Origin of the sequence: Achromobacter spanius (genome assembly GCF_039673305.1) — a bacterium.
Classification (GTDB): domain Bacteria; phylum Pseudomonadota; class Gammaproteobacteria; order Burkholderiales; family Burkholderiaceae_B; genus Achromobacter; species Achromobacter spanius_F.
This window is the reverse complement of record NZ_JBDJLJ010000076.1, coordinates 1-22,472: the sequence shown is the minus strand read 5'-3', so window position 1 is coordinate 22,472 and position 22,472 is coordinate 1. Positions and strand designations below refer to the sequence as shown.

The following is a 22,472-nucleotide window of genomic DNA, read 5'->3' as shown; positions in this document are numbered from 1 at the left end:
AGATCTTCCGCGCCCAGGCAAACGCAGCAAAGCAGGCCAACATCGCAGCCACACGCGTAGCGTCATAGCACCGACGCAAGACAGCGCGTAAGCCCCCAAAGGCCGCCAGCGCGGCCGGCCGGGGGCGGGCCCCGCAAGACGCTCCTCACTCAATCGAGTGCTGGCCAGAACCTTAAGAACTCCGGCTGCGCCAGCGCGCGTAAAGCTGAAACTGAAGGAGCCCGGTGTGGCGTGGGCCTGGGGTGGCGGGGCGTGTAGATGCGCCCGAGGGAATCCGAAGGAGTCGCCGAAGGCGAGGACGAGGATGACAACGGGGTAGTCCGGAGCGAACGCTCCGGACCGCAATCGTAGCCCCGCCACCCCAGGCCCACGCCGCACCGGGCGTCTCAAGAACCCATCCCGATCCCCCCCCCATCAACCCACCAGAACAGACTCCAACGCCTCCGGCGCACTCAACCTCACCCGGAACTCCCTCAACTCATCCCGCCGAAACACATGCACAGTCACCCGATCCCCCGCCCGGTACTGTGCGAGCAGAAGGTCGAGTCCCGCTGGCGCATCCACCCGCAGTCCGTCAATGGCGACAAGCACGTCTCCCGCGGACAGGCCGCCCTTGTGTCCGGCGCCGCCTTCCAGCACCGTCGCCAGCATCAACGCATCGCCCTGCTTGCGCGTGCGCACGTCCAGCGACGGGATATTGGCGGCCGTCTTCCACTGCAGCTTCACACCTTGCGGCTCCAGCAGCTCGGCCAGCGGCACATCGGCCGTGCCGTATGCGTAGCGGGCGATGAAGCGGCGCGTGTCCACGCCGGTCGCCTCCAGGATCAGCGCCGGCAGCCCGTCTTCCGCCAGGCCCTGCGGCTTGCCCCGGTAGAAATCGCGGCCATAGCGTTCCCACAGCAGGCGCATCACATCGTCCAGCGACCGCGCTCCGGATGTCTCATTACGGATCAGCAGGTCCAGGCCCAGCGCCACCAGCGCGCCCTTGGTGTAATAGCTGACCAACGCATTGGGCGAGTTCTCGTCCTGCTTGTAATAGCGCGTCCATGCGTCGAACGAGCTCTCCGCGACGGACTGCTTGTGGCGGCCCGGCGTGCGCGCCACGCTCGTGATGGTCTTGGCCAGCAGGCGCAGGTAATCGGCCTGCGTGATCGCGCCCGAGCGCAGCAGCAGCAGGTCGTCGTAGTACGAAGTGAAGCCCTCGAACACCCACAGCAGGCGCGTCAGGTCGGGCTGCGACAGGTCGTAGGGCGTGAACGCGTCCGGCTTGATCCGCTTCACGTTCCAGGTGTGGAAATACTCGTGGCTCACGAGGCCCAGGAAGCCCCGGTAGCCATCGCCCTGGCCCTGCTGGCCCAGCACCGGCAGATCCTTGCGCGCCGTCATCAGCGCCGTGCTGGCCCGATGTTCAAGTCCGCCGTAGCCGTCGCCCGTCACCATCGTCATGAAGACGTAGCGCTCCGAACTGTCCAGGAACGGCGCGCGCTTCGTGCGCGGCTCGAAGAACGCGATCTGGGTTTCGCAGATCTTCTTCACGTCCTCCGTGATGCGGGCCAGGTCCAGGTTGGGCGCTACGCCAGTGAAGACCAGCTCGTGCTCGGCGCCGTGCGCGACAAAGCGCGAGACCTGCGGCGTGCCCATCTCGACGGGATGGTCGATCAGCGCGTCGTAGTCCGGGGCCAGGTAGAGCCCGAAGCCGTGGCGGCGGGCGGCGCCCTTGTGGCCCAGCGCTTCCGGCAGGCTGGTGTACACCTTCCAGCCATCGATGCCGCGCGGCGGCGCCAGGTCCACCAGGCAGGGCAGGTGGTCCTGGCCATGCACGCGCAGAAAGACGCTGGTGCCGTTGAAGAAGCCATGCGTTTCGTCCAGGTGCGCGCCGCGCACCGACAGGTCCCACGCGTAGACCGTGTACTCCACGCGCAGCGGACCGTCGCAGGGCGCGGCCTGCCAGGTGTGGTTGTCTATTTTGTCGACATTGACGCGCCGCGCGCCGGAATAGGCGGCGACGGATTCGATCTGGCGCGAGAAGTCGCGGATCAGGTAGCTGCCCGGAATCCAGGCCGGCAAGGACAGGCGCTGGCCGGCGGGCGAGGGCGCGTCGACGGTTAGGGTTATCCGGTAGCGGTGGCCGGCGGGATCGTGCGGCGCAAGGCGGTAAAGTATGGCAGGTACGGCATCAAGTTTTTTCATGCTCATATCTTATTACTGGAGACATTCAATGAGCGAGTCGTTTGTACTGGTCGAAACCCGGGGCCGAGTCGGTCTGCTGACGCTGAACCGCCCCAAGGCGCTCAACGCGCTGAACGATCAACTGATGGATGAGCTTGGCGCCGCGCTGCTGGCCTTCGAAGCGAACGCCGACATCGGCTGCGTGGTCATCACCGGCAGCGAAAAGGCCTTCGCCGCGGGCGCGGATATCGGCGCGATGAAAGACTGGTCGTACATGGATGTGTACGGCAGCGAATACATCACCCGCAACTGGGAAACGCTCAAGCGCATCCGCAAGCCCGTCATCGCTGCCGTGGCCGGCTACGCGCTGGGCGGCGGCTGCGAACTGGCCATGATGTGCGACATCATCATCGCCGCCGACACCGCCAAGTTCGGGCAGCCCGAAATCAAGCTGGGCGTCATCCCGGGCGCGGGCGGCACCCAGCGCCTGCCGCGCGCGGTGGGCAAGGCCAAGGCCATGGACCTTGCGCTGACCGCCCGCATGATGGGCGCCGAGGAAGCCGAACGCGCCGGCCTGGTGTCGCGCGTGGTGGCCGCCGACAAGCTCATGGAAGAGGCGCTGGACGCCGCGACGGTGATCGCATCCATGTCCCTGCCGTCCGTGATGATGGCCAAGGAATGCGTGAACCGCGCCTTCGAAGGCTCGCTCAACGAAGGCTTGCTGTTCGAGCGCCGCGTGTTCCATTCGCTGTTCGCCACCGAAGACCAGAAGGAAGGGATGGCCGCCTTCACCGAAAAGCGCAAACCGGACTTCAAACACCGTTAAGGCTTGTTACGACCAGAGCGATCTTCAAGACGGTCGCTGAAATTGCCGGCGCGCCCTATGTGGGCGCGCTTTTTTTCGCCTGGCGGGCGCGGCGCGCGGCGTTGCGCCTTGAAACGTCTGGCCAGCACCTTGTTGCAACGTTCTTCCCTATCCTGAAAGCGCGTCATCCCGAGGTGCCGCGCCAGAGCGGCTTGTCCACACTGGCAAGTCCCGCGCGGCGGCTCGCTTGCAAACAAAACCAAGAAGGAGCCTTGCATGCGTACATCCATCGCTACCCGCCGGCTGTCTACCGCAGCGCTTGCCGGCGCGCTCAGCGTCTGCTTTCTCAACGTCGCCCAGGCTCAGTCGCCGCAGCCTTCCCTGCGGCTGGTGTCCGAAACTCCTTACCCGGCCGCCCAGGCGCCCGCCGCGCGCGTGAGCGAACAGGAACTGCGCGACATCGCCATCGACTCCTACGTCTACGCGTACCCGATGGTGCTGATGGAGCTGGCGCGCCGCAAGGCCACCGCCGTGCAGAGCCCGCTGGACGGCAAGGCGCCGATGAACCAGTTTGGCCACAAGGCGGCCTTTCCCGACCCGCGCGCGGCCGACACGCCATGGCCCAGCGCCGATGCCCTTTACTCCAGCCTGTGGTTCGACGTGTCGCGGGCGCCCCTGATCATCAACCTGCCCGATACCGGCGGCCGCTATACCGTGCTGTCCGCGCTGGACATGTGGAGCGACGTCTTCGCGTCCCGCGGCACGCGCACCAACGGGCACGGCGCGCAGTCGTTCGCCATCGTGGGTCCGAACTGGCAGGGCAGTGTGCCCGCGGGCGTGGATGTGATCCGCAGTCCGACGTCGGTGGGCTGGCTCATCGGCTGGACGCAGGCCGGTGGTCCGCAAGACTACGCGGCGGTCAACCAGATCCAGTCGGGCATGACGTCCCGGCAACTGGTCGCGCCGGTCACGCCCGCCACGACCGGCCGCGGCCGCGTCGCCGGCAACCTCTATCCGCAGACCGGACCGGGCGTGGGCACCGCCCCGATCGGCACCGGACTGCCCATGCCGACGCCCGCGCCGACGACGCTGCCCGACGGCACGCCGGCTGAACAGGTTGCGGGCATGGACGCGGCCACGTACTTCGGCGTCTTCTTCGAGGCGTTGCGCAACAACCCCCCGCATGCCAACGACACGCCCATGCTTGACCGCATGCGCCGCATCGGCCTGGACGACCGCCAGCCGTTCTCGTACGGCCGCCTGAGCCCGACGGTGCAGCAGGCGCTGACGGATGCGCAGCCCCTGGCCGGTCGGCGCATCGCCGACGGCGTCTCGCGCCTGGGCACGCCCATCAACGGCTGGAACACGGTGCTGTCGGGCATTGGCACGTACGGCACGGATTACGCGCGCCGCGCCGCCATCGCCTATGCCGGGCTGGGCGCGCCAACGCCGGAGGACGTGCTGTACCCCGTGACGGCGTCCGATTCCAAGGGCCGTCCCCTCGATTCGCGCGAAGACTACGTGCTTCACTTCGACAAGGGGCAGTTGCCGCCCACCAACGCGTTCTGGTCGCTGCATGTCTACAACGGCCAATATGGCTTCGCGGAAAATCCCGCAAACCGCTACGTCCTGCGCAGCACCGACGGCCTGAAGTTCAACGCCGACGGTTCGCTGGACATCTATGTCCAGCGCCGCGACCCCGGCGAGGCCAAGCGCGCGAACTGGGTAAGCACGCCGGCCGCCGATGGCCCCTTCCTGCTCAGCCTGCGCTTGTACTCGCCGCAGGACACCGCGCTTGACGGGCTGTGGGCGCCTCCGCCGGTCAAGGAAGACTAAGCGCTCCCACCCTTGCGGCGCGCGGCCTCCACCCGGAGTCCGCGCGCTTTTTCGCGGGTGCATGCACAGTGCGCGCGTGCCGGCGGCCAGGGTCTGCTCGTCCCTTTTTTCGAGTCTGTCGGCGCCGTTGTTGTCACCTTACAAACGCCCGAAAGTTCATTTGCTAGGGTAAAAAGAATCAAGCTATACTCTGCGGGTTTGACGCTTGCGGGATAAGAGCTGCGCCTAGAGGCGCGCCGGTTCTCACAGGGGCAAGGTAAGCGGGGTTAGTTTGATGCGGCAGAACGCCATGCAGCAACAGCAAAGTCTGGAGCAAAGGGTGGGCCAAAGTCTGGATCAGGCGATGTTGGAACCAACAGAGTTGGACCCAACGTTGTTGGACCCGGACATGGTGGATAAAGTTCTGGTTCTTAGCGACGCGGATCGCGCGGCGCTGGATGCACAAGCTGCCCGCGGGCTCCTGTTGGCATTGGCGGCGCAAGGCGCCATGGGGCTCGCAGCAGCAGTAATTGCGGGGGTTGTCGGAGGGGCGGCGGCAGGTTGGTCGGCGCTGGCGGGGGCAGGAGCGTATTTCATACCCAATGCGTTGTTCGCATTGCGCCTGGCTGTCAGCGTGCGGGCCGGTAAGGCCAGTCCCTTTACCTTTCTCTCTGGTGAGTTGATCAAGTTGTTCGCAACGGCATTGCTGTTGTGGCTGCTTTCGCGTGTGGCGCAGGATTGGCTGGTCTGGCCTGCCGCGCTGCTCGGTCTGATACTCACATTGAAAGGCTATCTCCTGCTTTTGATGTTCCGCAAGCTGTCTTAGCGCCGAGTAAGTTGCGGCAAACGAAATCGTGGAATCGTCCGGTTCGAAAGGGCCGGGCTTACAGCAAATAGGGTAGGATTCAAATGGCTGCTGCCAGCGACGTGTCGCCTCAATCCGCGTATATTCAGCATCACCTGGTGCATCTGAACAATACCGGTGAGAAACAGAGCGCTATTGCTCAGTTCGACATCATCAATTACGACTCGTTGTTCTGGTCCGGCCTGATGGGCCTGATCGTCATTTTCTTCCTGTGGCGCGCCGCGCGCCGCGCCACCAGCGGCGTTCCGTCGCGTTTCCAGGCCTTCGTGGAAATGATCGTCGACATGGTCGACGACCAGGCCAAGGGCATCGTCCACAACGCCAAGAGCCGTCTTTTCATCGCCCCGCTGGCCCTGACCGTGTTCCTCTGGATCATCCTGATGAACGCGCTGGACTTGCTGCCCGTCGACCTGCTGCCCTCCATCTGGCGCTTGACCGGCCTGGGCGCCGAGCACGGCGATCCCCTCTACTACCACCGCATTCTGCCGACCGCCGACCTGAACGTGCCGATGGGCATGTCGCTGGGCGTGCTGCTCCTGATGTTCTACTACGGCATCAAGATCAAGAAGCCGGGCGGCTTCGTCAAGGAACTGTTCACCGCGCCGTTCCATGCGCACGGCCTGGGCGCCATCGTCCTGGCTCCGTTCAACCTGCTGCTGAACTTGATCGAATACGCCGCCAAGTCGGTGTCGCTGGGCATGCGGTTGTTCGGCAACATGTTCGCCGGCGAACTGATTTTCATGCTGATCGCCCTCCTGGGCGGCGCCTGGACCGGCTTCAACGGCGCCAGCATTGGCTTGGGCGTCGGCCATATCCTGGCCGGCTCCATCTGGGCGATCTTCCACATCCTGATCGTCCTGCTGCAGGCCTTCATCTTCATGATGCTGACGCTGGTTTACCTCGGCCAAGCTCACGAAGGCCACTGATCCCCCGAATTTCCGGCGTCGGCCACCCGGCCGGCGCTGGATAGCAAGATTATCTTGCATTGAGCTGTACCTCTTATTTTTCAATTTTTGACTTCAGATTTCTAACCAAGGAGTTGTCATGACCAACGTCGCTTTCGTTGCCCTCGCTTGCGGTCTTATCATCGGTCTGGGCGCTATCGGCGCTTGCATCGGCATCGCACTGATGGGCGGCAAGTATCTGGAAGCCTCGGCTCGTCAGCCTGAACTGATGAACGCTCTGCAAACGAAGATGTTCCTGCTGGCTGGCCTGATCGACGCGGCATTCCTGATCGGCGTGGGTATCGCCATGCTGTTCGCCTTCGCCAATCCGTTCGTCGGCTAAGGCACCGCCCGCCGGCAAATAGGTGGGTCATGACGCTGGCGGCGATGAGGGCAAACGCTCCATCGCCGGTCAGCAAAGTATCGAGTGCTCCGTGACGCCCCTTTCCGGGTGCGGTCGGAGCCGCAAGGTGTTAAAGGAACGACCGTGAATCTGAACGCGACGATCATTTTCCAGATGCTCGTGTTCTTCGTTCTGGGCTGGTTCACGATGAAATTCGTGTGGCCTCCCCTGACGAAGGCGATGGACGAGCGCCGCCAAAAAATCGCCGACGGCCTGGCCGCCGCCGAGAAGGGCAAAGCCGACCTGGCTCAAGCCCAGGCGCGCGTCAGTCTGATCGAGGCTTCTGCCAAGTCCGAAAACCACGCACGCATCATCGAGGCCGAGAAGCAAGCCGCCTCGCTGATCGAGCAGGCCCGCCGCGAAGCGGAAGCCGAGCGCGCCCGCATCGTGGCGCAGGCTGCCCAGGATGCCGCGCAGGAAGTCCAGCGCGCCCGTGAAGCGCTGCGCGACGACGTCGCCGCGCTGGCCGTCAAGGGTGCTGAACAGATCCTCAAGCGCGAGGTTGACGCCCGCGCACACGCCGAGCTGCTGAACCAGCTCCGCGCGCAGCTCTAATCCGGGACCGTCATGGCTGAACTTTCCACTGTTGCCCGGCCCTACGCTGAAGCCCTCTTCAGCGCAGCGCGCGACGACAAGGCCGGTTTGCCGGCGTGGGCCGACCTGGTCAGCGAAATGTCGCAGGTCGCCTCCAACCCCGACGTGCGCGAGGCCATGGCCGACCCGCGTCTGGGCGACAAGCAGCGCGTCGACCTGTTTGTCGGCCTGATCAAGGCCGATTTGCCGCAAGCCGCCCGCAATTTCATCGAGCTGCTGGTCGAAAATGACCGACTGCTGCTGCTGCCCGACATCGCCTCGCAATTCGTGGCGCTGCGGAATCGTCACGAAGGCACGGCGCAGGCGGAAATCACCAGCGCGTTCGAACTGAGCGATGCCCAGGTCAAAGAACTGGTCGTCGCGCTCGAACAAAAATTCGGCCTCAAGCTCAAGCCCAGCGTTACCGTCGACCCGTCGTTGATCGGCGGCGTGCGCGTGGCCGTCGGCGACCAGGTGCTCGATACTTCCGTACAAGCCCAATTGGTCCGCATGCGCGATCAGCTCGCCGCTTAAGGCTACTAACAGGATTCCAGGAGTCAATATGCAACTCAATCCCTCCGAGATCAGCGAACTGCTCAAGAGCCGCATCGAGGGCCTGGGCGCTTCGGCTGATGTCCGTACTCAGGGCACCGTCGTGTCCGTGACCGACGGTATTACCCGCATCCACGGCCTGTCGGACGTGATGCAGGGCGAAATGCTCGAATTCCCCAACAACGTTTTCGGTCTGGCGCTCAACCTTGAGCGCGATTCCGTCGGCGCCGTTATTCTCGGCGACTACACCGGCGTTTCCGAAGGCGACCAGGTCAAGACGACCGGCCGCATTCTGGAAGTCCCGGTCGGTCCGGAACTCAAAGGCCGCGTGGTCAACACGCTGGGCGAGCCGATCGACGGCAAGGGTCCGGTCAACGCCAAGGCAACCGACATCATCGAAAAAGTGGCGCCTGGCGTTATCGCCCGCCGCTCGGTGTCGCAGCCGCTGCAAACCGGCATCAAGGCTATCGACTCGATGGTTCCCATCGGCCGTGGCCAGCGCGAACTGATCATTGGCGACCGCCAGACCGGCAAGACCGCCGTGGCCGTCGACACCATCATCAGCCAGAAGGGCAAGGGCGTCACCTGCGTGTACGTCGCCATCGGCCAGAAGGCTTCCACGATCAACAACGTGGTGCGCAAGCTGGAAGAGCACGGCGCGATGGAATACACCATCGTCGTGGCCGCTTCGGCTTCCGACTCGGCCGCCATGCAGTACCTGGCCGCCTACGCCGGCTGCACGATGGGCGAATACTTCCGCGATCGCGGCGAAGACGCCCTGATCGTCTATGACGACCTGACCAAGCAAGCCTGGGCCTATCGCCAGGTCTCGCTGCTGCTGCGCCGTCCGCCGGGCCGCGAAGCCTACCCGGGCGACGTGTTCTACCTGCACTCGCGCCTGCTGGAGCGTGCCGCTCGCGTCAACGAAGAGTACGTCGAGAAGTTCACCGAAGGCGCCGTCAAGGGCAAGACCGGCTCGCTGACCGCGCTGCCGATCATCGAAACCCAGGCAGGCGACGTGTCGGCCTTCGTTCCGACCAACGTGATCTCGATCACCGACGGCCAGATCTTCCTGGAAACCGACCTGTTCAACGCTGGTGTCCGCCCCGCAATCAACGCCGGTATCTCGGTGTCGCGCGTCGGTGGCGCTGCCCAGACCAAGGTCGTCAAGAAGCTGTCCGGCGGTATCCGTACCGACCTGGCGCAGTACCGTGAACTGGCCGCCTTCGCGCAGTTCGCTTCCGACCTGGACGACGCGACCCGTCGCCAGCTGGAACGCGGCAAGCGCGTGGTGGAACTGCTCAAGCAGCCGCAATACCAGCCGCTGCAGGTGTGGGAACTGGCCGTCACGCTGTACACGGTCAACAACGGCTACCTGGATGACGTGGACGTGGCCCAAGTGCTGTCGTTCGAGAAGTCGCTGAAGGATCAGCTCAAGGCCAAGCATGCGGCCCTGATCCAGCGCATCGAAGACACCAAGGAACTGTCCAAGGACGACGAGGCCGAACTGGCCACCGCCGTTCAGGAATTCAAGAAGCACGGTGCTTTTTAAGAAAGTGATGGGTTAGGCGTCCCAGACGCCTCACCCATCCTTCCCGGATGGTTGAGGCGCGAGCGGAACCCATCGGCCAGTCTTCACAGGAAAGCGCAATGCCCGGAATTAAGGAAATCCGAACCAAGATCAAGAGCGTGCAAAACACGCGCAAGATCACCAAGGCGATGGAAATGGTCGCCGCATCCAAGATGCGCAAGGCGCAGGAACGGATGCGTGCCGGCCGTCCGTACGCCACCAAGGTGCGCGAGATTGCAGCGCACCTGATGCAGGCCAATCCCGAGTACAGCCACCCGTACCTGGTCGAACGCGAAATCAAGGCGGTCGGCGTGGTCATGGTGACGACCGACAAGGGTTTGTGCGGCGGCTTGAACACCAACATCACCCGCGTGACGTTGGGCAAGCTGAAAGAGTTCGAGAAAAACGGCATCGCCGTGCAAGCGACCGCTTTCGGCAACAAGGGCGTGGGTGTGCTGACCCGTATCGGCGCCAAACTGGTTTCCCAGGAAGTGCAACTGGGCGACAAGCCGCAACTCGACCGCCTGCTGGGCGCGATCAAGGTGCAGCTGGACGCCTACCTGGAAGGCCGCATCGACGCGCTGTACGTGGCCTCGACCCGCTTCGTCAACACGATGAAGCAAGAGCCCCTGTTCTTGCGTCTGCTGCCCCTGGCCAGCGGTTTGGAAGATCCGTACCAGACGGGCGCCGATAGCCTGGCCAAGACCTCGGAAGTGAAGTCGGAATACAGCTGGGATTACATCTACGAACCCGACGCCCGTAGCGTGATCGACGACCTGCTGCAGCGTTACGTTGAAGGCCTGCTGTACCAAGCCGTGGCCGAGAACATGGCTTCGGAGCAGTCGGCCCGGATGGTCGCCATGAAGGCGGCGTCGGACAACGCCAAGAAGGTCATCGGCGATCTGCAACTGGTCTACAACAAGACCCGTCAGGCCGCGATCACCAAAGAAATTTCGGAAATCGTAGGGGGCGCTGCCGCCGTTTAAGGCAGGCAGCATCCCGTCAAAAGCTATCAAGCAAGGAATCGACATGAGCAACGGAACCATCGTTCAGTGCATCGGCGCCGTGGTGGATATTCAGTTCCCCCGCGATCAAATGCCCAAGATCTATGAAGCGCTTACTCTGGCCGACGAGGGTTCCTCGTTCGCCGAAAAGGGTCTGACGCTGGAAGTGCAGCAACAGTTGGGCGACGGCGTGGTGCGTACCATTGCGCTGGGCTCCAGCGACGGCCTGCGCCGCGGCATGAAGGTCACGGGCACGGGCGCCCCGATCTCGGTGCCCGTCGGCACCGGCACGCTGGGCCGCATCATGGACGTGCTGGGTCGTCCCATCGACGAAGCCGGCCCGATCCAGCACGAAGAAAAGCGCGGCATCCATCAACAGGCTCCCCGTTTCGACGAACTGTCGCCGTCGGTGGAACTGCTGGAAACCGGCATCAAGGTTATTGACTTGGTGTGCCCGTTCGCCAAGGGCGGCAAGGTCGGCCTGTTCGGCGGCGCCGGCGTGGGCAAGACCGTGAACATGATGGAACTGATCAACAACATCGCCAAGCAGCACAGCGGCTTGTCGGTGTTCGCCGGCGTGGGTGAGCGTACCCGTGAAGGCAACGACTTCTACCACGAAATGGAAGAGTCGAACGTTCTGGACAAGGTTGCGATGGTGTTCGGTCAGATGAACGAACCCCCGGGCAACCGTCTGCGCGTGGCGCTGACCGGCCTGACGATGGCCGAGAAGTTCCGCGACGAAGGCCGCGACATCCTGTTCTTCGTGGACAACATCTACCGCTACACCCTGGCCGGTACCGAAGTGTCCGCACTGCTGGGCCGTATGCCGTCGGCCGTGGGCTACCAGCCCACGCTGGCCGAAGAAATGGGCAAGCTGCAAGAGCGCATCACGTCGACCAAGACCGGCTCGATCACCTCGATCCAGGCCGTGTACGTCCCTGCGGACGACTTGACCGACCCGTCGCCCGCCACGACCTTCCAGCATTTGGACTCGACCGTCGTGCTGTCGCGTGACATCGCCGCCCTGGGTATCTACCCGGCCGTGGACCCGCTGGATTCGTCCAGCCGCCAGCTCGACCCGCAAGTCGTCGGCGAAGAGCACTACGCCGTTGCCCGTGGCGTGCAGCAAACGCTGCAGCGCTACAAGGAACTGCGCGACATCATCGCGATTCTGGGCATGGACGAACTGTCGCCGGAAGACAAGCAGGCCGTGGCCCGCGCGCGCAAGATCCAGCGCTTCCTGTCGCAGCCGTTCCACGTTGCCGAAGTGTTCACCGGTTCGCCCGGCAAGTACGTTCCGCTGGCCGAAACCATCCGTGGTTTCAAGATGATCGTTAACGGCGAGTGCGATGCCCTGCCGGAACAGGCCTTCTACATGGTCGGTTCGATCGACGAGGCCTTCGAGAAGGCCAAGAAACTGCAATAAGGAACCGATATGGCTACCCTGCATGTGGATGTGGTCAGCGCAGAGGAAGCGATCTTCACCGGTGAGGCGAAGTTCGTGGTTCTGCCTGGCGAGTCGGGTGAACTGGGCATTCTGCCCGGCCACACCCCGCTCATCTCGCGCATACGCCCCGGAACGGTCAAGATCGTTCGTGCCGACCAAGGCGAGGAAAACATCTTCGTCGCCGGGGGTATCCTGGAAGTTCAGCCGGGCAGCGTGACGGTCTTGGCCGACACGGCTATCCGTGCCTCGGACCTCGACGAAGCCCGCGCCCTGGAAGCGCGCCAGAAGGCCGAACTGGCCCTGGCGAACGCCAAGGACAAGGCGGACATCGCGGTTGTCGAAGCCGAGCTCGCCATGCTGGCTGCGCAAGCCATCGCGGCGCGCAAGCTGCGCCAAGGCGGACGCTCGCACTGAGCGGCATTGCGGTACGCCGGGGTTCTCCCCGGACTTGAAAGAAGCGGCCCACGGGCCGCTTTTTTCATGCGCTGCGTTCACTACGAATAGGCGGGCGCGTTTTGCAACAGTAGCCTTCAGCCTTGTGATGCGAACTCAAGGAGAGGGCAGCGTGCGAGACGTGCTGGATTGCGGGGTGCTGCTGGCGCCAGGCCACGAGGCGGCGATGGCCGCCTGGATCGCGGGCCATCAGGCTCGTCTTGCGCGAGTACGGCTGCATCCGGTGCCGCTTGCGCCGCACGCTGGGCCCGGCGGTACGGATGCGGCGGCTACAACAGCCGGGGCTGCGGCTGCGCCGGACACCCTGGCCCGCCTGGCGGTGTCGCTCAGGCGCTACGACGGCTGCATCCTGCCCGTGGCGCCGTCCTCGCTCGCATGGACGCGCATGGCGCTCCAGCAAGCCAGCCGCGCGCTCGATACGCCCATCCTGCTTCTGGTTCATGAGGTCAAGGCGCCCGCCATCCTGGACCTGCTCACGCTGGGCGCGGCGGACTTCATTGCCCAGCCGGCCTGCCCGGAAAGCCTGCGGGTGCGGCTGGATCGGCTGGCCAGGGCAGGCGTTGCGCGTGGGACGGCCTCGTCGGGAGGCGTTCGGGAATTGGCGGCCAGCTATGAAGGCGCGCCCGCACCGGCGGCGCGCGCTGTGCCGCCCGGGCCTGTGTCCGCGTTGGCGTCCGCGTCCGTGTGCGCGCCGGCGTCCGCCCGGCCCCGGGTAGCCGCCGAGATCGTGGAACAGGCGCTAAGCCGCATGCGGCACCAGTACCGCCGAACGGCGACGCAGGAATCCTTCAGGGCGGCCAAGGCGCAGGTGGTGAACGGATTCGAACGCGAATACATCCGCCACGCGCTGTCGCGGCACGGCGGCAATGTGGCGCAGGCGGCCCGCGCGTGCGCCAAGCACCGGCGCGCCTTCTGGGCGCTGATGCGCAAGCACGGCATCCAGGCCGCGCCGTACCGCCAGGCTGCGCACGCAGCGGGCCATTCCAGCGGAGATGACTAGCAGGGCCGGATCTTTCTGATCCCATCCGTCCATGCCGCACCCCGCGCGCCCCGCCACACCTCGGCGCGCCGGGGTTGCGTCCGCGCAAGCCGGGAATCCCGCACGCTCCCGCCTTGTCAGCCAAGGGAAGTAAACTCACGGCTTCCGATCGCCGAGGTTAGCCGTGTCTGCTCCCCGTTTGAAGAACGATGTGTTCTTGCGCGCCCTGCTGCGCGAGCCCGTGCCGTATACCCCCATCTGGCTGATGCGCCAGGCGGGACGCTATCTGCCTGAATACCGCGAGACGCGCGCGCGCGCCGGCTCCTTCATGGGCCTGGCGCAGAACCCGGACTACGCCTCGGAAGTCACTCTGCAGCCGCTCGAGCGCTACGACCTGGACGCGGCCATTCTTTTTTCGGACATCCTGACGGTGCCTCATGCGATGGGCCTGGGCCTGGATTTCGCCGAAGGCGAAGGCCCGCGCTTTGCCCGTCCCATCCGCACCGAAGACGACGTCGCGCGTCTCGAGGTGCCCGACATGGACAAGCTGCGCTATGTGTTCGACGCGGTGAGCGTCATCCGGCGCAACCTGGACGGCAAGGTGCCGCTCATCGGCTTTGCCGGCAGCCCCTGGACCATTGCCTGTTATATGGTCGAAGGCAAGGGCAGCGACGACTACCGCCTGATCAAGACCATGCTGTATGCGCGTCCCGACCTGCTGCACCGCATCCTGGAAATCAACGCCGAGGCCACGCTGCAGTACCTGAACGCGCAGATTGCCGCGGGCGCGCAGGCCGTGATGCTGTTCGACAGCTGGGGCGGCGTGCTGGCCGACGGGCTGTTCCAGCAGTTTTCGCTGGCCTACACCCGCAAGGTCGTGGCCGGCCTGACCCGCGAGCACGAAGGCCGTCGCGTCCCCGTCATCGTCTTCACGAAGGGCGGCGGACAGTGGCTGGAAGACATCGCGGCCTGCGGCAGCGACGCCGTGGGCCTGGACTGGACGGTGGATCTGGCCGCCGCCCGCCGCCGGACCGGAGACTCCGTGGCCTTCCAGGGCAACCTGGATCCGATGGCGCTTTTTGGCGGCGCCAGCGCCATCCGCGCCGAAGCGCGCCGCGTGCTGGACGCCTTCGGGCCGGTGGGCAAGGGTGGCCACGTCTTCAATCTGGGACACGGCATTTCGCGCTTCACTCCGCCGGAGGCTGTAGCCGAATTGGTCGATGAAGTCCACCAATACAGCCGCGCGCTGCGAGGGTAAGTGAGTGGACGCTTCGGCCCCAAGGGCCGAAGCCGCGAGTCCTGCCGGGGGACTTGTGCACAATAAATTCTGGCTCGGGGAAAACCCTTTATAAGCTGGTTTACAATCTCGAAAGCCTTCGTATATTGCTGTTTTTAAAGCAAAAATACGATTTATCAACAGGGATGCAATAGTTTGAGCATTCTTGCCATATTCCAATTTCTGATGTTGCCCCGGCCTTTTCCCCAAAGTTATCCACAGGGGCGCCGGCGCAGCTTTCTGCTCAGGGGCGAAAATCCCCCTGCGGCCGCGGCGGCGGCGCCTCATCCTTTCAGATAGGTCTTTTTCCGTACATGCTTCTTTCGAGCCTCCATGTCTGACGCGCCCCTGATTGCGGATCCCGCAGCGATCTGCTGGGTGCGCGTGGCGCTGGACGTGCCGCTGCCAGGCCCCTTCGACTACCGCAACGACGCGCCCATCACGGCCGGCTTGCGGGTCATCGTGCCGTTCGGCCGGCGCAAGATGATCGGCGTGGTGGTGGACAACCCGGCCGAACCCTCGTTCGATCCCAAGCAGATCCGACCGATCGAAGCCGTGCTGGATGACCTGCCCCCCTTTGACGACGACTGGCTGCGGCTGGCGCGTTTTGCCGCGGACTACTATCAGCGGCCGCTGGGTGAAGTCATGCTGCCCACGCTGCCTCCGCCGCTGCGCAAGCCCACGGCGTACCAGGGCAAGCGGTCGGCCGGCGGCCCGGTGGCGCGGCTGGACGGGCGCAAGCGCAAGGCGGCGCGCGCGCCGGTCGCGGCCGACCAGCCGCCGGAACTGAACGATGCCCAGCGCGAGGCCGTGGACACCATCGGCGCCCTAAGCGGGTTCAAGCCCGTGCTGCTGCACGGCGTGACCGGCAGCGGCAAGACCGAGGTCTATCTGCGCGCTGCCGAAAAAGTACTGGCGGCCGGCCGGCAGGTCCTGCTGATGGTGCCCGAGATCAACCTGACCCCGCAGCTCGAAGGCGCGTTGCGCGCCCGCCTGGAGTCGCTGCTGGGGCCGGACGGCCTGGCCGTGATGCACAGCGGCCTGTCCGACGGCGAGCGCCTGCAGGCCTGGGCCCGCGCCCAGCGCGGACAGGCCCGCATGCTGCTGGGCACGCGCATGTCGATCTTCGCGCCCCTGACCGAGCTGGGCCTGATCGTGGTCGACGAAGAGCACGACGCGTCCTACAAGCAGCAGGACGGCCTGCGCTATTCGGCGCGGGACCTTGCCGTGTGGCGCGCCCATGACCTGGACATCCCGGTGGTGCTGGGATCGGCCACGCCGTCGCTGGAAACCTGGCAGCACGCCGAACGCGGCCGCTACCTGCGCCTGACCCTGCCGGGCCGCGCGCGTTCCAGTACGCTGCCGTCGATCCGGCTGGTGGACACGCGCCGGCTGCAGCTCAAGCAGGGCCTGTCGCCGCAACTGATCGACGCCATCGGCCAGCGCCTGGAACGCAAGGAACAGTCGCTGATCTTCCTGAACCGGCGCGGCTATTCGCCGGTGCTGCATTGCCAGTCCTGCGCCTGGGTCAGCAATTGCCCGCGCTGCACTGCCTTTACCGTGCTGCACCGCACGGACGGCCGCGGCCATCGCCTGCAGTGCCACCATTGCGGCTACCAGGCCCCGGTGCCGCGCGCCTGCCCCGAATGCGGCGACCAGGACCTGGCGCCCATGGGACGGGGCACGCAGCGCGTGGAAGAGCATCTGGCGGAACTGTTCCCCGAAGCGCGCATCCTGCGCATCGATGCCGACAGCACGCGCAAGAAGGGCAGCGCCGAGGCGCTGTTCGCCTCCGTGCACGCCGGCGAGGTCGACATCCTGGTGGGCACGCAGATGGTGGCCAAGGGCCACGATTTCGCGCGGCTGGGGCTGGTGGGCGTGCTGAACGCCGATTCCATGCTGTTCGCGCACGACTTCCGCGCGCCCGAGCGCCTGTTCGCGCAATTGATGCAGGTGGCCGGCCGCGCCGGCCGCCATCAAGGCAACGGCGAGGTCCTGATCCAGACGGGCTATCCCGAGCAGCCGGTCTACCAGGCCCTGCTGCGCCACGACTACGCGGGATTCGCGCGCCATGCGCTGCATGAGCGCGAAAGCACGGGGCTGCCGCCGTTCGTCTACCAGGCGCTGCTGACGGCCGAAGCGCGCGAGCTCAAGGTGGCGCAGGCCTTTCTTGAGCAGGCGCGCGTGCTGCCCGAGGGCGAGTGGGCAGCCGACTTCCCCGGCATGAATGCGGTGATGCTCTACGATCCCGTGCCGCTGCGGGTGGTGCGCGTGGCCAACATCGAACGCGCGCAACTGCTGGTGGAAAGCAGCAGCCGGCCCGCCCTGCAGGCGTTCCTGGCGTCCTGGTCGCACCATCTGCCGTACCTGGCCAACGAGGCCCGCGTGCGCTGGCAACTGGAAGTCGATCCGCTGGAAATCTGATGGCGGCGGCCCGCCGATGCGCCATCGATCCGATTGTTCTATGATCGTCTTCCTCTATCGCGCCGGCGCGGCAGACCCGCTGCGGCGGCTGCGCCCGTCCCCTTTTTTCTAGCGTTCTTCCGGCCCGCTGACGGGCGGCGGCAAGCCCTGTGCTTGCCGGCTGCCCGGGCATGGCCGCCGCGACGCACGACGACCTGACTCTCCAATGTCCGCAAGCGAACCGATTGGCCACGGCATGAATCCCGCGCAACGGGAGGCGACGCTCTACCTGGACGGCCCGTGCCTGGTGCTGGCCGGCGCGGGCAGCGGCAAGACGCGCGTCATCACGCAGAAGATCGCCTACCTGCTGCGCGAATGCGGCTACATGGGCCGCAACGTCGTGGCGCTGACCTTCACCAACAAGGCCGCGCGCGAAATGGACGAGCGCGTGAAGACGCTGGTGGACCGCAAGCTGTCCAAGGGCCTGATCATCAGCACCTTCCACTCGCTGGGCGTGAAGATGCTGCGGGAAGAGGCGCGCAACGCGGGCCTCAAGCCCACGTTCTCCATCCTGGACGCCGACGACGCCATGGCGATCATCCAGGAATTGCTGGCCACCACCGACAAGGCCCGGCTGCGCCACGTGCAGGGCATCATCTCGCTGTGGAAGAACGGGCTGGTGGAACCCGACGACGCCGCCCGCGAAGCGATCACGCCGGGCGACGTCGAGGCCGCCAACGTCTACCGCAGCTATGCCGCCACGCTGGCCGCCTATCAGGCGGTGGACTTCGACGACCTGATCCGCATCCCCGCGCAGCTGCTGGCCAGCAACGAGGAAGTGCGCACCCGCTGGCAGAACAGGGTGCGCTACCTGCTGGTCGATGAATACCAGGACACCAACGTGTGCCAATACCGGCTGGTGCAGCTGCTGACGGGGCCGCGCGCGATGTTCACTGCGGTGGGCGACGACGACCAGGCCATCTATGCCTGGCGCGGCGCCACGATCGAAAACCTGGCCAAGCTGACCACCGACTACCCGAACATCAAGCTCATCAAGCTTGAGCAGAACTACCGGTCGGTGCAGCGCATCCTGGCCGCCGCCAATCAGGTGATCGAGAAGAACCCCAAGCTGTTCGAAAAGAAGCTGTGGTCCGAACTGGGCGTGGGCGAGCCCATCCTGGTGTCCGCCATGGACGGCGAAGAACAAGAAGCCGAGTCCATCGCCATGAAAGTCTCGGCCTCGCGCTTCGAGCGCCAGGCGCAGTGGAAGGACTTCGCCATCCTGTACCGCAGCAACCACCAGTCGCGCATCCTGGAGCAGGCGCTGCGCAATCTGAAGATCCCGTACACGATCTCCGGCGGGCAAAGCTTTTTCGACAAGGCCGAGGTGCGCGACATCCTGGCCTATCTGCGCATCCTGTCCAACGACGACGACGATCCGGCGTTCATCCGCGCCGCCACCACGCCCAAGCGCGGCATCGGCCAGGCGACCCTGCAGGCGCTGGGCCAGTACGCGGCCAGCCGCGAGATTTCGCTGTTGGCGGCCGTCGCCGAGACCGGGGTGGAAACCCAGCTCGCGCCCCGCCAACTCGACCAGCTGCGTACGTTCGCGGAGTTCATCCGCCGCATGCAGTGGCGCGCCGGACGCGGCGCCGCATCGGGCAAGGACGCCGCGCCCGCGGAACCGGCCGGCGTGATCCTGGACGACCTTCTCGAGGCCATCCAGTACGAACGCCACCTGTTCGAACTGTTCGAGGAACGGCCGGCCCAGACGCGCTGGCAGAACGTGCTGGAGCTGACCGGCTGGCTCAAGCGCAAGGCCGAGGAAGACAACATGACGCTCTTCGACCTGGTGCAGCACGTGGCGCTGGTCACCATGCTCGAGCGCGGCGAAGAAGAAGAACCGGATGCCGTGAAAATGTCGACCCTGCACGCGTCCAAGGGCCTGGAATATCCACACGTCTACCTTGCGGGCGTGGAAGAGGGCCTGTTGCCTCACCTGGGCAAGGACGACGAGGTCGGCGACCCGGCCCGCGCGGCCGAGAACCTGGCCACGCGCATCCAGGAAGAACGCCGCCTGATGTACGTGGGCATCACGCGCGCCCAGCGCAGCCTGAATCTCAGCTGGTGCAAGCGCCGCCGCCGCGCGCGCGAAGACCTGGTGCGCGAACCGTCGCGCTTCATCGAGGAAATGGGCCTGGGCGACGTCCGCATCCAGGAAGACGAGGCCACGGCCGCGATGAATCCGAAGGAGCGCATGGCGATGCTCAAGGCGCTGCTGAAGAAGTAGGCAGGCCGGGCGCGCGGGCTTGTGGCGCGCGCGGGCCGCTCCTACACTGGGTTCGTCCCGGATCGAAGGAGCGCATCATGTGCCGCTGGCTGGCTTACACCGGTAGTCCCCTGCAGATGGAGAGCGTGCTTTTCAAGGCCAAGCACTCCCTGATCGACCAGAGCCTGCATTCGCGCCTGGGCGCCACCACCACCAACGGGGACGGATTCGGCCTGGGGTGGTATGGCCGGCCCATGGAAGGCCGGCCCGTCGAACCGCCGTTTCGCTACCGCAGCGTGCATCCGGCCTGGAACGACCGCAACCTGCGCGAAGCGGCGCGGGCCATCCACGCGCCGCTGTTCGTGGCGCATATCCGCGCGGCCACCGACACGCCCGCGCAAGAGACCAACTGCCACCCCTTTCGCCACGGGCAATGGCTGTTCGTGCACAACGGGCTCATCCGCGACTATCCGCTGCTCAGGCGCGACCTGATGCTGATGATCGCGCCCGCGTATTTCGGGTCGCTGGAGGGATCCACCGATTCCGAGGTGATGTTCCTGCTGGCCCTGACGTTCGGGCTGGACGAGGATCCGATATCGGCGATCGCGCGCATGGTGGGCGCGGTCGAGGAGGCAGGGCGGCGCCATGGCGTGGCGCAGCCCATCAACATGACCGTCTGCGCGCTGGACGGCGAACGCCTGATCGCGGTGCGCTATTCCAGCGAGCGCGACTCGCGCACGCTGTTTCACAACACCTGCGTGCGGCATTTGCGCGAACTCTACCCCGACAACCCGCAGATCGCCTCGCTGGACGATGACGCCTTTCTGCTGCTGTCCGAGCCCCTGTCCGAAATGCCCGGCGCCTGGGAAGAAGTGCCTGAGGCAACCGCCATCATCGCCGGGCGCGGCGACGTGAACCACTATCCCTTCGCGCCGATTCCGCCCGGGGCGTGAATCGCCGGTAAGCGCTGGAAACAAGGGTCATCAAGCACGTATCGCTCATATAGGGGAGAATACGGATCGCATGACTTTGCGACGTCCTGGGCCGCGAAAGCACCCCAACTCAATAAGGAAGTTGCATGACAGATAGCCAAACCCCGCAGGCCTCAGACGCATTCGCGGTGTTTTCGCACACGGGGAGCGCCCCGGATTGCTTTGAATTGCATGACCAAGGCGTCGTCCGCCAGCAAGGCGACACCCGCCGCTACACCGCATTCGCGGATATCCAGGACCTTTGCCTGTTTGCCGGCGGTCCGGACGCGGCACCGGGCGTGATCGACAGCCTGGCCTACCGCAGCCGCACGGATAATGCCTGGACCGTGGCGTCCGGCATCGATGATTTCAGCAAGTTCATGGATGCCTTCCGCTCGCACTATGTCGAGCAGCGCCTGCCCGTCCTCGAAGACCTGGCCGCGGAAGGCGCGCGCGTCACGTTCCGCTACATCGTGGGCGGCGACTTCCCCGACCTGCAGACTCGGGAGTTGTCCCTGTCGGCGCAGGGGCTGCACATCGGTGGCGCAACCTGGCCCTTCGAATCGCTGCAGCGTATCGACCTCAATGACTGGGCCGAAACCGTCAGCCTGCAGGACGACAGCGGCAAGACGGTCTTCTCGTGCGTTGCCACGCGCATCCTCAGTTCCGACCTGTTCGTGAACCTGGTCTATGACCAGCTGGGGCAGACGGCGGAATACGCCTGAAGCGGAACATCTCCGCACGCGGCGCGCAGGGCGTGCCGTGCAAGAAATATGGCCGCTAGTCGCGGCCATATTTCATTCAATGCCCCGCGTGCAGCGCGGGATTCAACGTGCCCCATGCGGCCGTGCGCACCAGCGTCTCGACCGCGCCGGTCTGGGAGTTGCGGCGAAACAGCAGTCCGTGCTGCCCGGCCAGCGACACGGCCTTGACCACAGCGCCTTCGGGCGTGAGCACCCGCGTGCCGGCGGTGATGTAGCAGCCGGCTTCGACCACGCAATCGTCGCCCAGCGAGATGCCCAGGCCCGAGTTGGCCCCCAGCAGGCAGCGCTTGCCGATGGACACCACCTGCTTGCCGCCGCCCGACATGGTGCCCATGATGGACGCGCCGCCGCCGATGTCGGTGCCGTCGTCGACGGTGACGCCCGCGCTGATGCGGCCTTCGACCATCGAGGCGCCCAGCGTGCCGGCGTTGAAATTGCAGAATCCTTCGTGCAGCACGGTGGTGCCCGGCGACAGGTGTGCCCCCAGCCGCACGCGCGCCGTGTCGGCGATGCGCACGCCGCTGGCCACGACGTAGTCGGTCATGCGCGGAATCTTGTCCACGCCGCGGATTTCCAGCACCTGTCCGGTGGCGCGCAGATGCCAGCGCAGCGCGTCCACCTGATCCACCGCGCAGGGGCCGGCGGAAGTCCAGGCCACGTTGGTGAGCACGTTGAACAGACCGTCCAGATTGGCGCCGTGCGGGCGGATGAGCCGATGGCTGAGCAGGTGCAGGCGCAGGTAGGCGTCATGCGCGTCGACGGGCGGCTCGTCCAGCGACGAGATGGCGGTGCGCACGGCGACGATATCGACTTTGCGGCGGGTGTCCCGGACGAGGGCCGTGGCGACGTGTTCGCCGAGCGCGGCGCGGGCTTCTTCCGGGGTCAGATGACGGGTCCCGGTGGCGGGGGCGTTATCGGCCAGGGACGGGCGCGGGTACCAGGTGTCGAGGATGGCGCCGTCGGCGGCGATGGTGGCCAGGCCGTAGGCGATGGCGCTGGTGGGCGTGTCGGGCATGGGGGTGTTGCTGGCGGGAATTTGGGTGAGGGACATTCTAGGCGAATGTTTCAGGCTGTTGGCGGTATTGCGATAGTGGTTTTTTAGATGCCGTTCGTGTTTTTTGGGCGTGGCAGGTCTTCGTAGGTCGCCCGTCGCCGCGGGCGCCGTGGCTGCGAGCGCCCACGATTGCGGTCCGGAGCGTTCGCTCCGGAC

At 65.5% G+C, this 22,472-nt stretch carries 20 protein-coding genes; 17 read left to right on the top strand and 3 right to left on the bottom strand.

What is annotated here, in order from left to right:
- Positions 1–414: 414 nt before the first annotated feature.
- A complete protein-coding gene (locus tag ABE485_RS28910) occupies positions 415–2,190 on the bottom strand; it encodes a M61 family metallopeptidase (RefSeq protein WP_346518690.1) in 1,776 nt (591 codons plus the stop codon).
- A 28-nt stretch (positions 2,191–2,218) separates the two neighbouring features.
- Here ABE485_RS28910 and ABE485_RS28905 point away from each other — a divergent pair, with 28 nt between their 5' ends.
- Positions 2,219–2,995: an enoyl-CoA hydratase gene (locus ABE485_RS28905; RefSeq protein ID WP_008167478.1), complete on the top strand. Its 777-nt coding sequence runs from the start codon at positions 2,219–2,221 to the stop codon at positions 2,993–2,995.
- On the opposite strand, the gene ABE485_RS28900 is transcribed toward ABE485_RS28905, so the two are convergent.
- Positions 2,992–3,252, bottom strand: a complete 261-nt coding sequence (locus tag ABE485_RS28900) for a hypothetical protein (protein WP_346518689.1) — start codon at positions 3,250–3,252, stop codon at positions 2,992–2,994. The genes ABE485_RS28905 and ABE485_RS28900 overlap by 4 nt on opposite strands.
- Between ABE485_RS28900 and ABE485_RS28895 the strand changes: the two genes are divergently transcribed.
- The 16 genes from ABE485_RS28895 to ABE485_RS28820 all read left to right on the top strand — a co-directional run bounded on the left by ABE485_RS28895 (position 3,251) and on the right by ABE485_RS28820 (position 21,223).
- Positions 3,251–4,810, top strand: a complete 1,560-nt coding sequence (locus tag ABE485_RS28895) for a DUF1254 domain-containing protein (RefSeq protein WP_346518688.1) — start codon at positions 3,251–3,253, stop codon at positions 4,808–4,810. The two genes, ABE485_RS28900 and ABE485_RS28895, sit on opposite strands and share 2 nt — an antisense overlap.
- 391 nt (positions 4,811–5,201) lie before the next feature.
- Positions 5,202–5,615 carry an ATP synthase subunit I gene (locus tag ABE485_RS28890; RefSeq protein WP_430795476.1) on the top strand — a complete coding sequence of 138 codons (414 nt, stop codon included), beginning with the start codon at positions 5,202–5,204 and terminating at the stop codon, positions 5,613–5,615.
- 83 nt (positions 5,616–5,698) lie between these two features.
- On the top strand, positions 5,699–6,580 hold the full coding sequence (atpB, locus tag ABE485_RS28885; RefSeq protein ID WP_346518687.1) for a F0F1 ATP synthase subunit A: 882 nt from the start codon (positions 5,699–5,701) through the stop codon (positions 6,578–6,580).
- Between the two features lie 118 nt (positions 6,581–6,698).
- Positions 6,699–6,941, top strand: a complete 243-nt coding sequence (atpE, locus tag ABE485_RS28880; protein WP_003815363.1) for a F0F1 ATP synthase subunit C — start codon at positions 6,699–6,701, stop codon at positions 6,939–6,941.
- A gap of 144 nt (positions 6,942–7,085) precedes the next feature.
- The gene (locus tag ABE485_RS28875) at positions 7,086–7,556 is read left to right on the top strand and encodes a F0F1 ATP synthase subunit B (protein WP_008167494.1); all 471 of its coding nucleotides are present in this window, start codon (positions 7,086–7,088) and stop codon (positions 7,554–7,556) included.
- 12 nt (positions 7,557–7,568) lie between these two features.
- Positions 7,569–8,108 (top strand): F0F1 ATP synthase subunit delta, encoded by a 540-nt coding sequence (locus ABE485_RS28870; protein WP_346518686.1) that lies wholly within the window; start codon positions 7,569–7,571, stop codon positions 8,106–8,108.
- A 28-nt stretch (positions 8,109–8,136) separates the two neighbouring features.
- Entirely contained in the window at positions 8,137–9,678 is a 1,542-nt protein-coding gene (gene atpA / locus ABE485_RS28865; protein WP_346518685.1) for a F0F1 ATP synthase subunit alpha, read from the top strand.
- Between the two features lie 98 nt (positions 9,679–9,776).
- Positions 9,777–10,682, top strand: coding sequence for a F0F1 ATP synthase subunit gamma (atpG, locus tag ABE485_RS28860; protein WP_346518684.1), 906 nt, complete (start codon positions 9,777–9,779; stop codon positions 10,680–10,682).
- A gap of 43 nt (positions 10,683–10,725) precedes the next feature.
- Positions 10,726–12,126 (top strand): F0F1 ATP synthase subunit beta, encoded by a 1,401-nt coding sequence (gene atpD / locus ABE485_RS28855; RefSeq protein ID WP_346518683.1) that lies wholly within the window; start codon positions 10,726–10,728, stop codon positions 12,124–12,126.
- Positions 12,127–12,135: 9 nt separating this feature from the next.
- Positions 12,136–12,561: a F0F1 ATP synthase subunit epsilon gene (locus ABE485_RS28850; protein WP_008167502.1), complete on the top strand. Its 426-nt coding sequence runs from the start codon at positions 12,136–12,138 to the stop codon at positions 12,559–12,561.
- Between the two features lie 151 nt (positions 12,562–12,712).
- On the top strand, positions 12,713–13,600 hold the full coding sequence (locus tag ABE485_RS28845) for a helix-turn-helix domain-containing protein (protein WP_346518682.1): 888 nt from the start codon (positions 12,713–12,715) through the stop codon (positions 13,598–13,600).
- Between the two features lie 163 nt (positions 13,601–13,763).
- Positions 13,764–14,837: a uroporphyrinogen decarboxylase gene (hemE, locus tag ABE485_RS28840; protein WP_346518681.1), complete on the top strand. Its 1,074-nt coding sequence runs from the start codon at positions 13,764–13,766 to the stop codon at positions 14,835–14,837.
- Positions 14,838–15,188: 351 nt separating this feature from the next.
- A complete protein-coding gene (locus ABE485_RS28835; RefSeq protein WP_346518680.1) occupies positions 15,189–17,279 on the top strand; it encodes a primosomal protein N' in 2,091 nt (696 codons plus the stop codon).
- Positions 17,280–17,484: 205 nt separating this feature from the next.
- Positions 17,485–19,548 carry a UvrD-helicase domain-containing protein gene (locus ABE485_RS28830; protein ID WP_346518679.1) on the top strand — a complete coding sequence of 688 codons (2,064 nt, stop codon included), beginning with the start codon at positions 17,485–17,487 and terminating at the stop codon, positions 19,546–19,548.
- A 77-nt stretch (positions 19,549–19,625) separates the two neighbouring features.
- Positions 19,626–20,480 carry a class II glutamine amidotransferase gene (locus ABE485_RS28825; protein ID WP_346518678.1) on the top strand — a complete coding sequence of 285 codons (855 nt, stop codon included), beginning with the start codon at positions 19,626–19,628 and terminating at the stop codon, positions 20,478–20,480.
- A gap of 125 nt (positions 20,481–20,605) precedes the next feature.
- On the top strand, positions 20,606–21,223 hold the full coding sequence (locus ABE485_RS28820) for a hypothetical protein (protein WP_346518677.1): 618 nt from the start codon (positions 20,606–20,608) through the stop codon (positions 21,221–21,223).
- A 76-nt stretch (positions 21,224–21,299) separates the two neighbouring features.
- Here the strand turns inward: ABE485_RS28820 and dapD are convergent, their stop codons facing one another.
- Positions 21,300–22,277 (bottom strand): 2,3,4,5-tetrahydropyridine-2,6-dicarboxylate N-succinyltransferase, encoded by a 978-nt coding sequence (dapD, locus tag ABE485_RS28815; RefSeq protein WP_346518691.1) that lies wholly within the window; start codon positions 22,275–22,277, stop codon positions 21,300–21,302.
- Between the last annotated feature and the right edge of the window lie 195 nt (positions 22,278–22,472).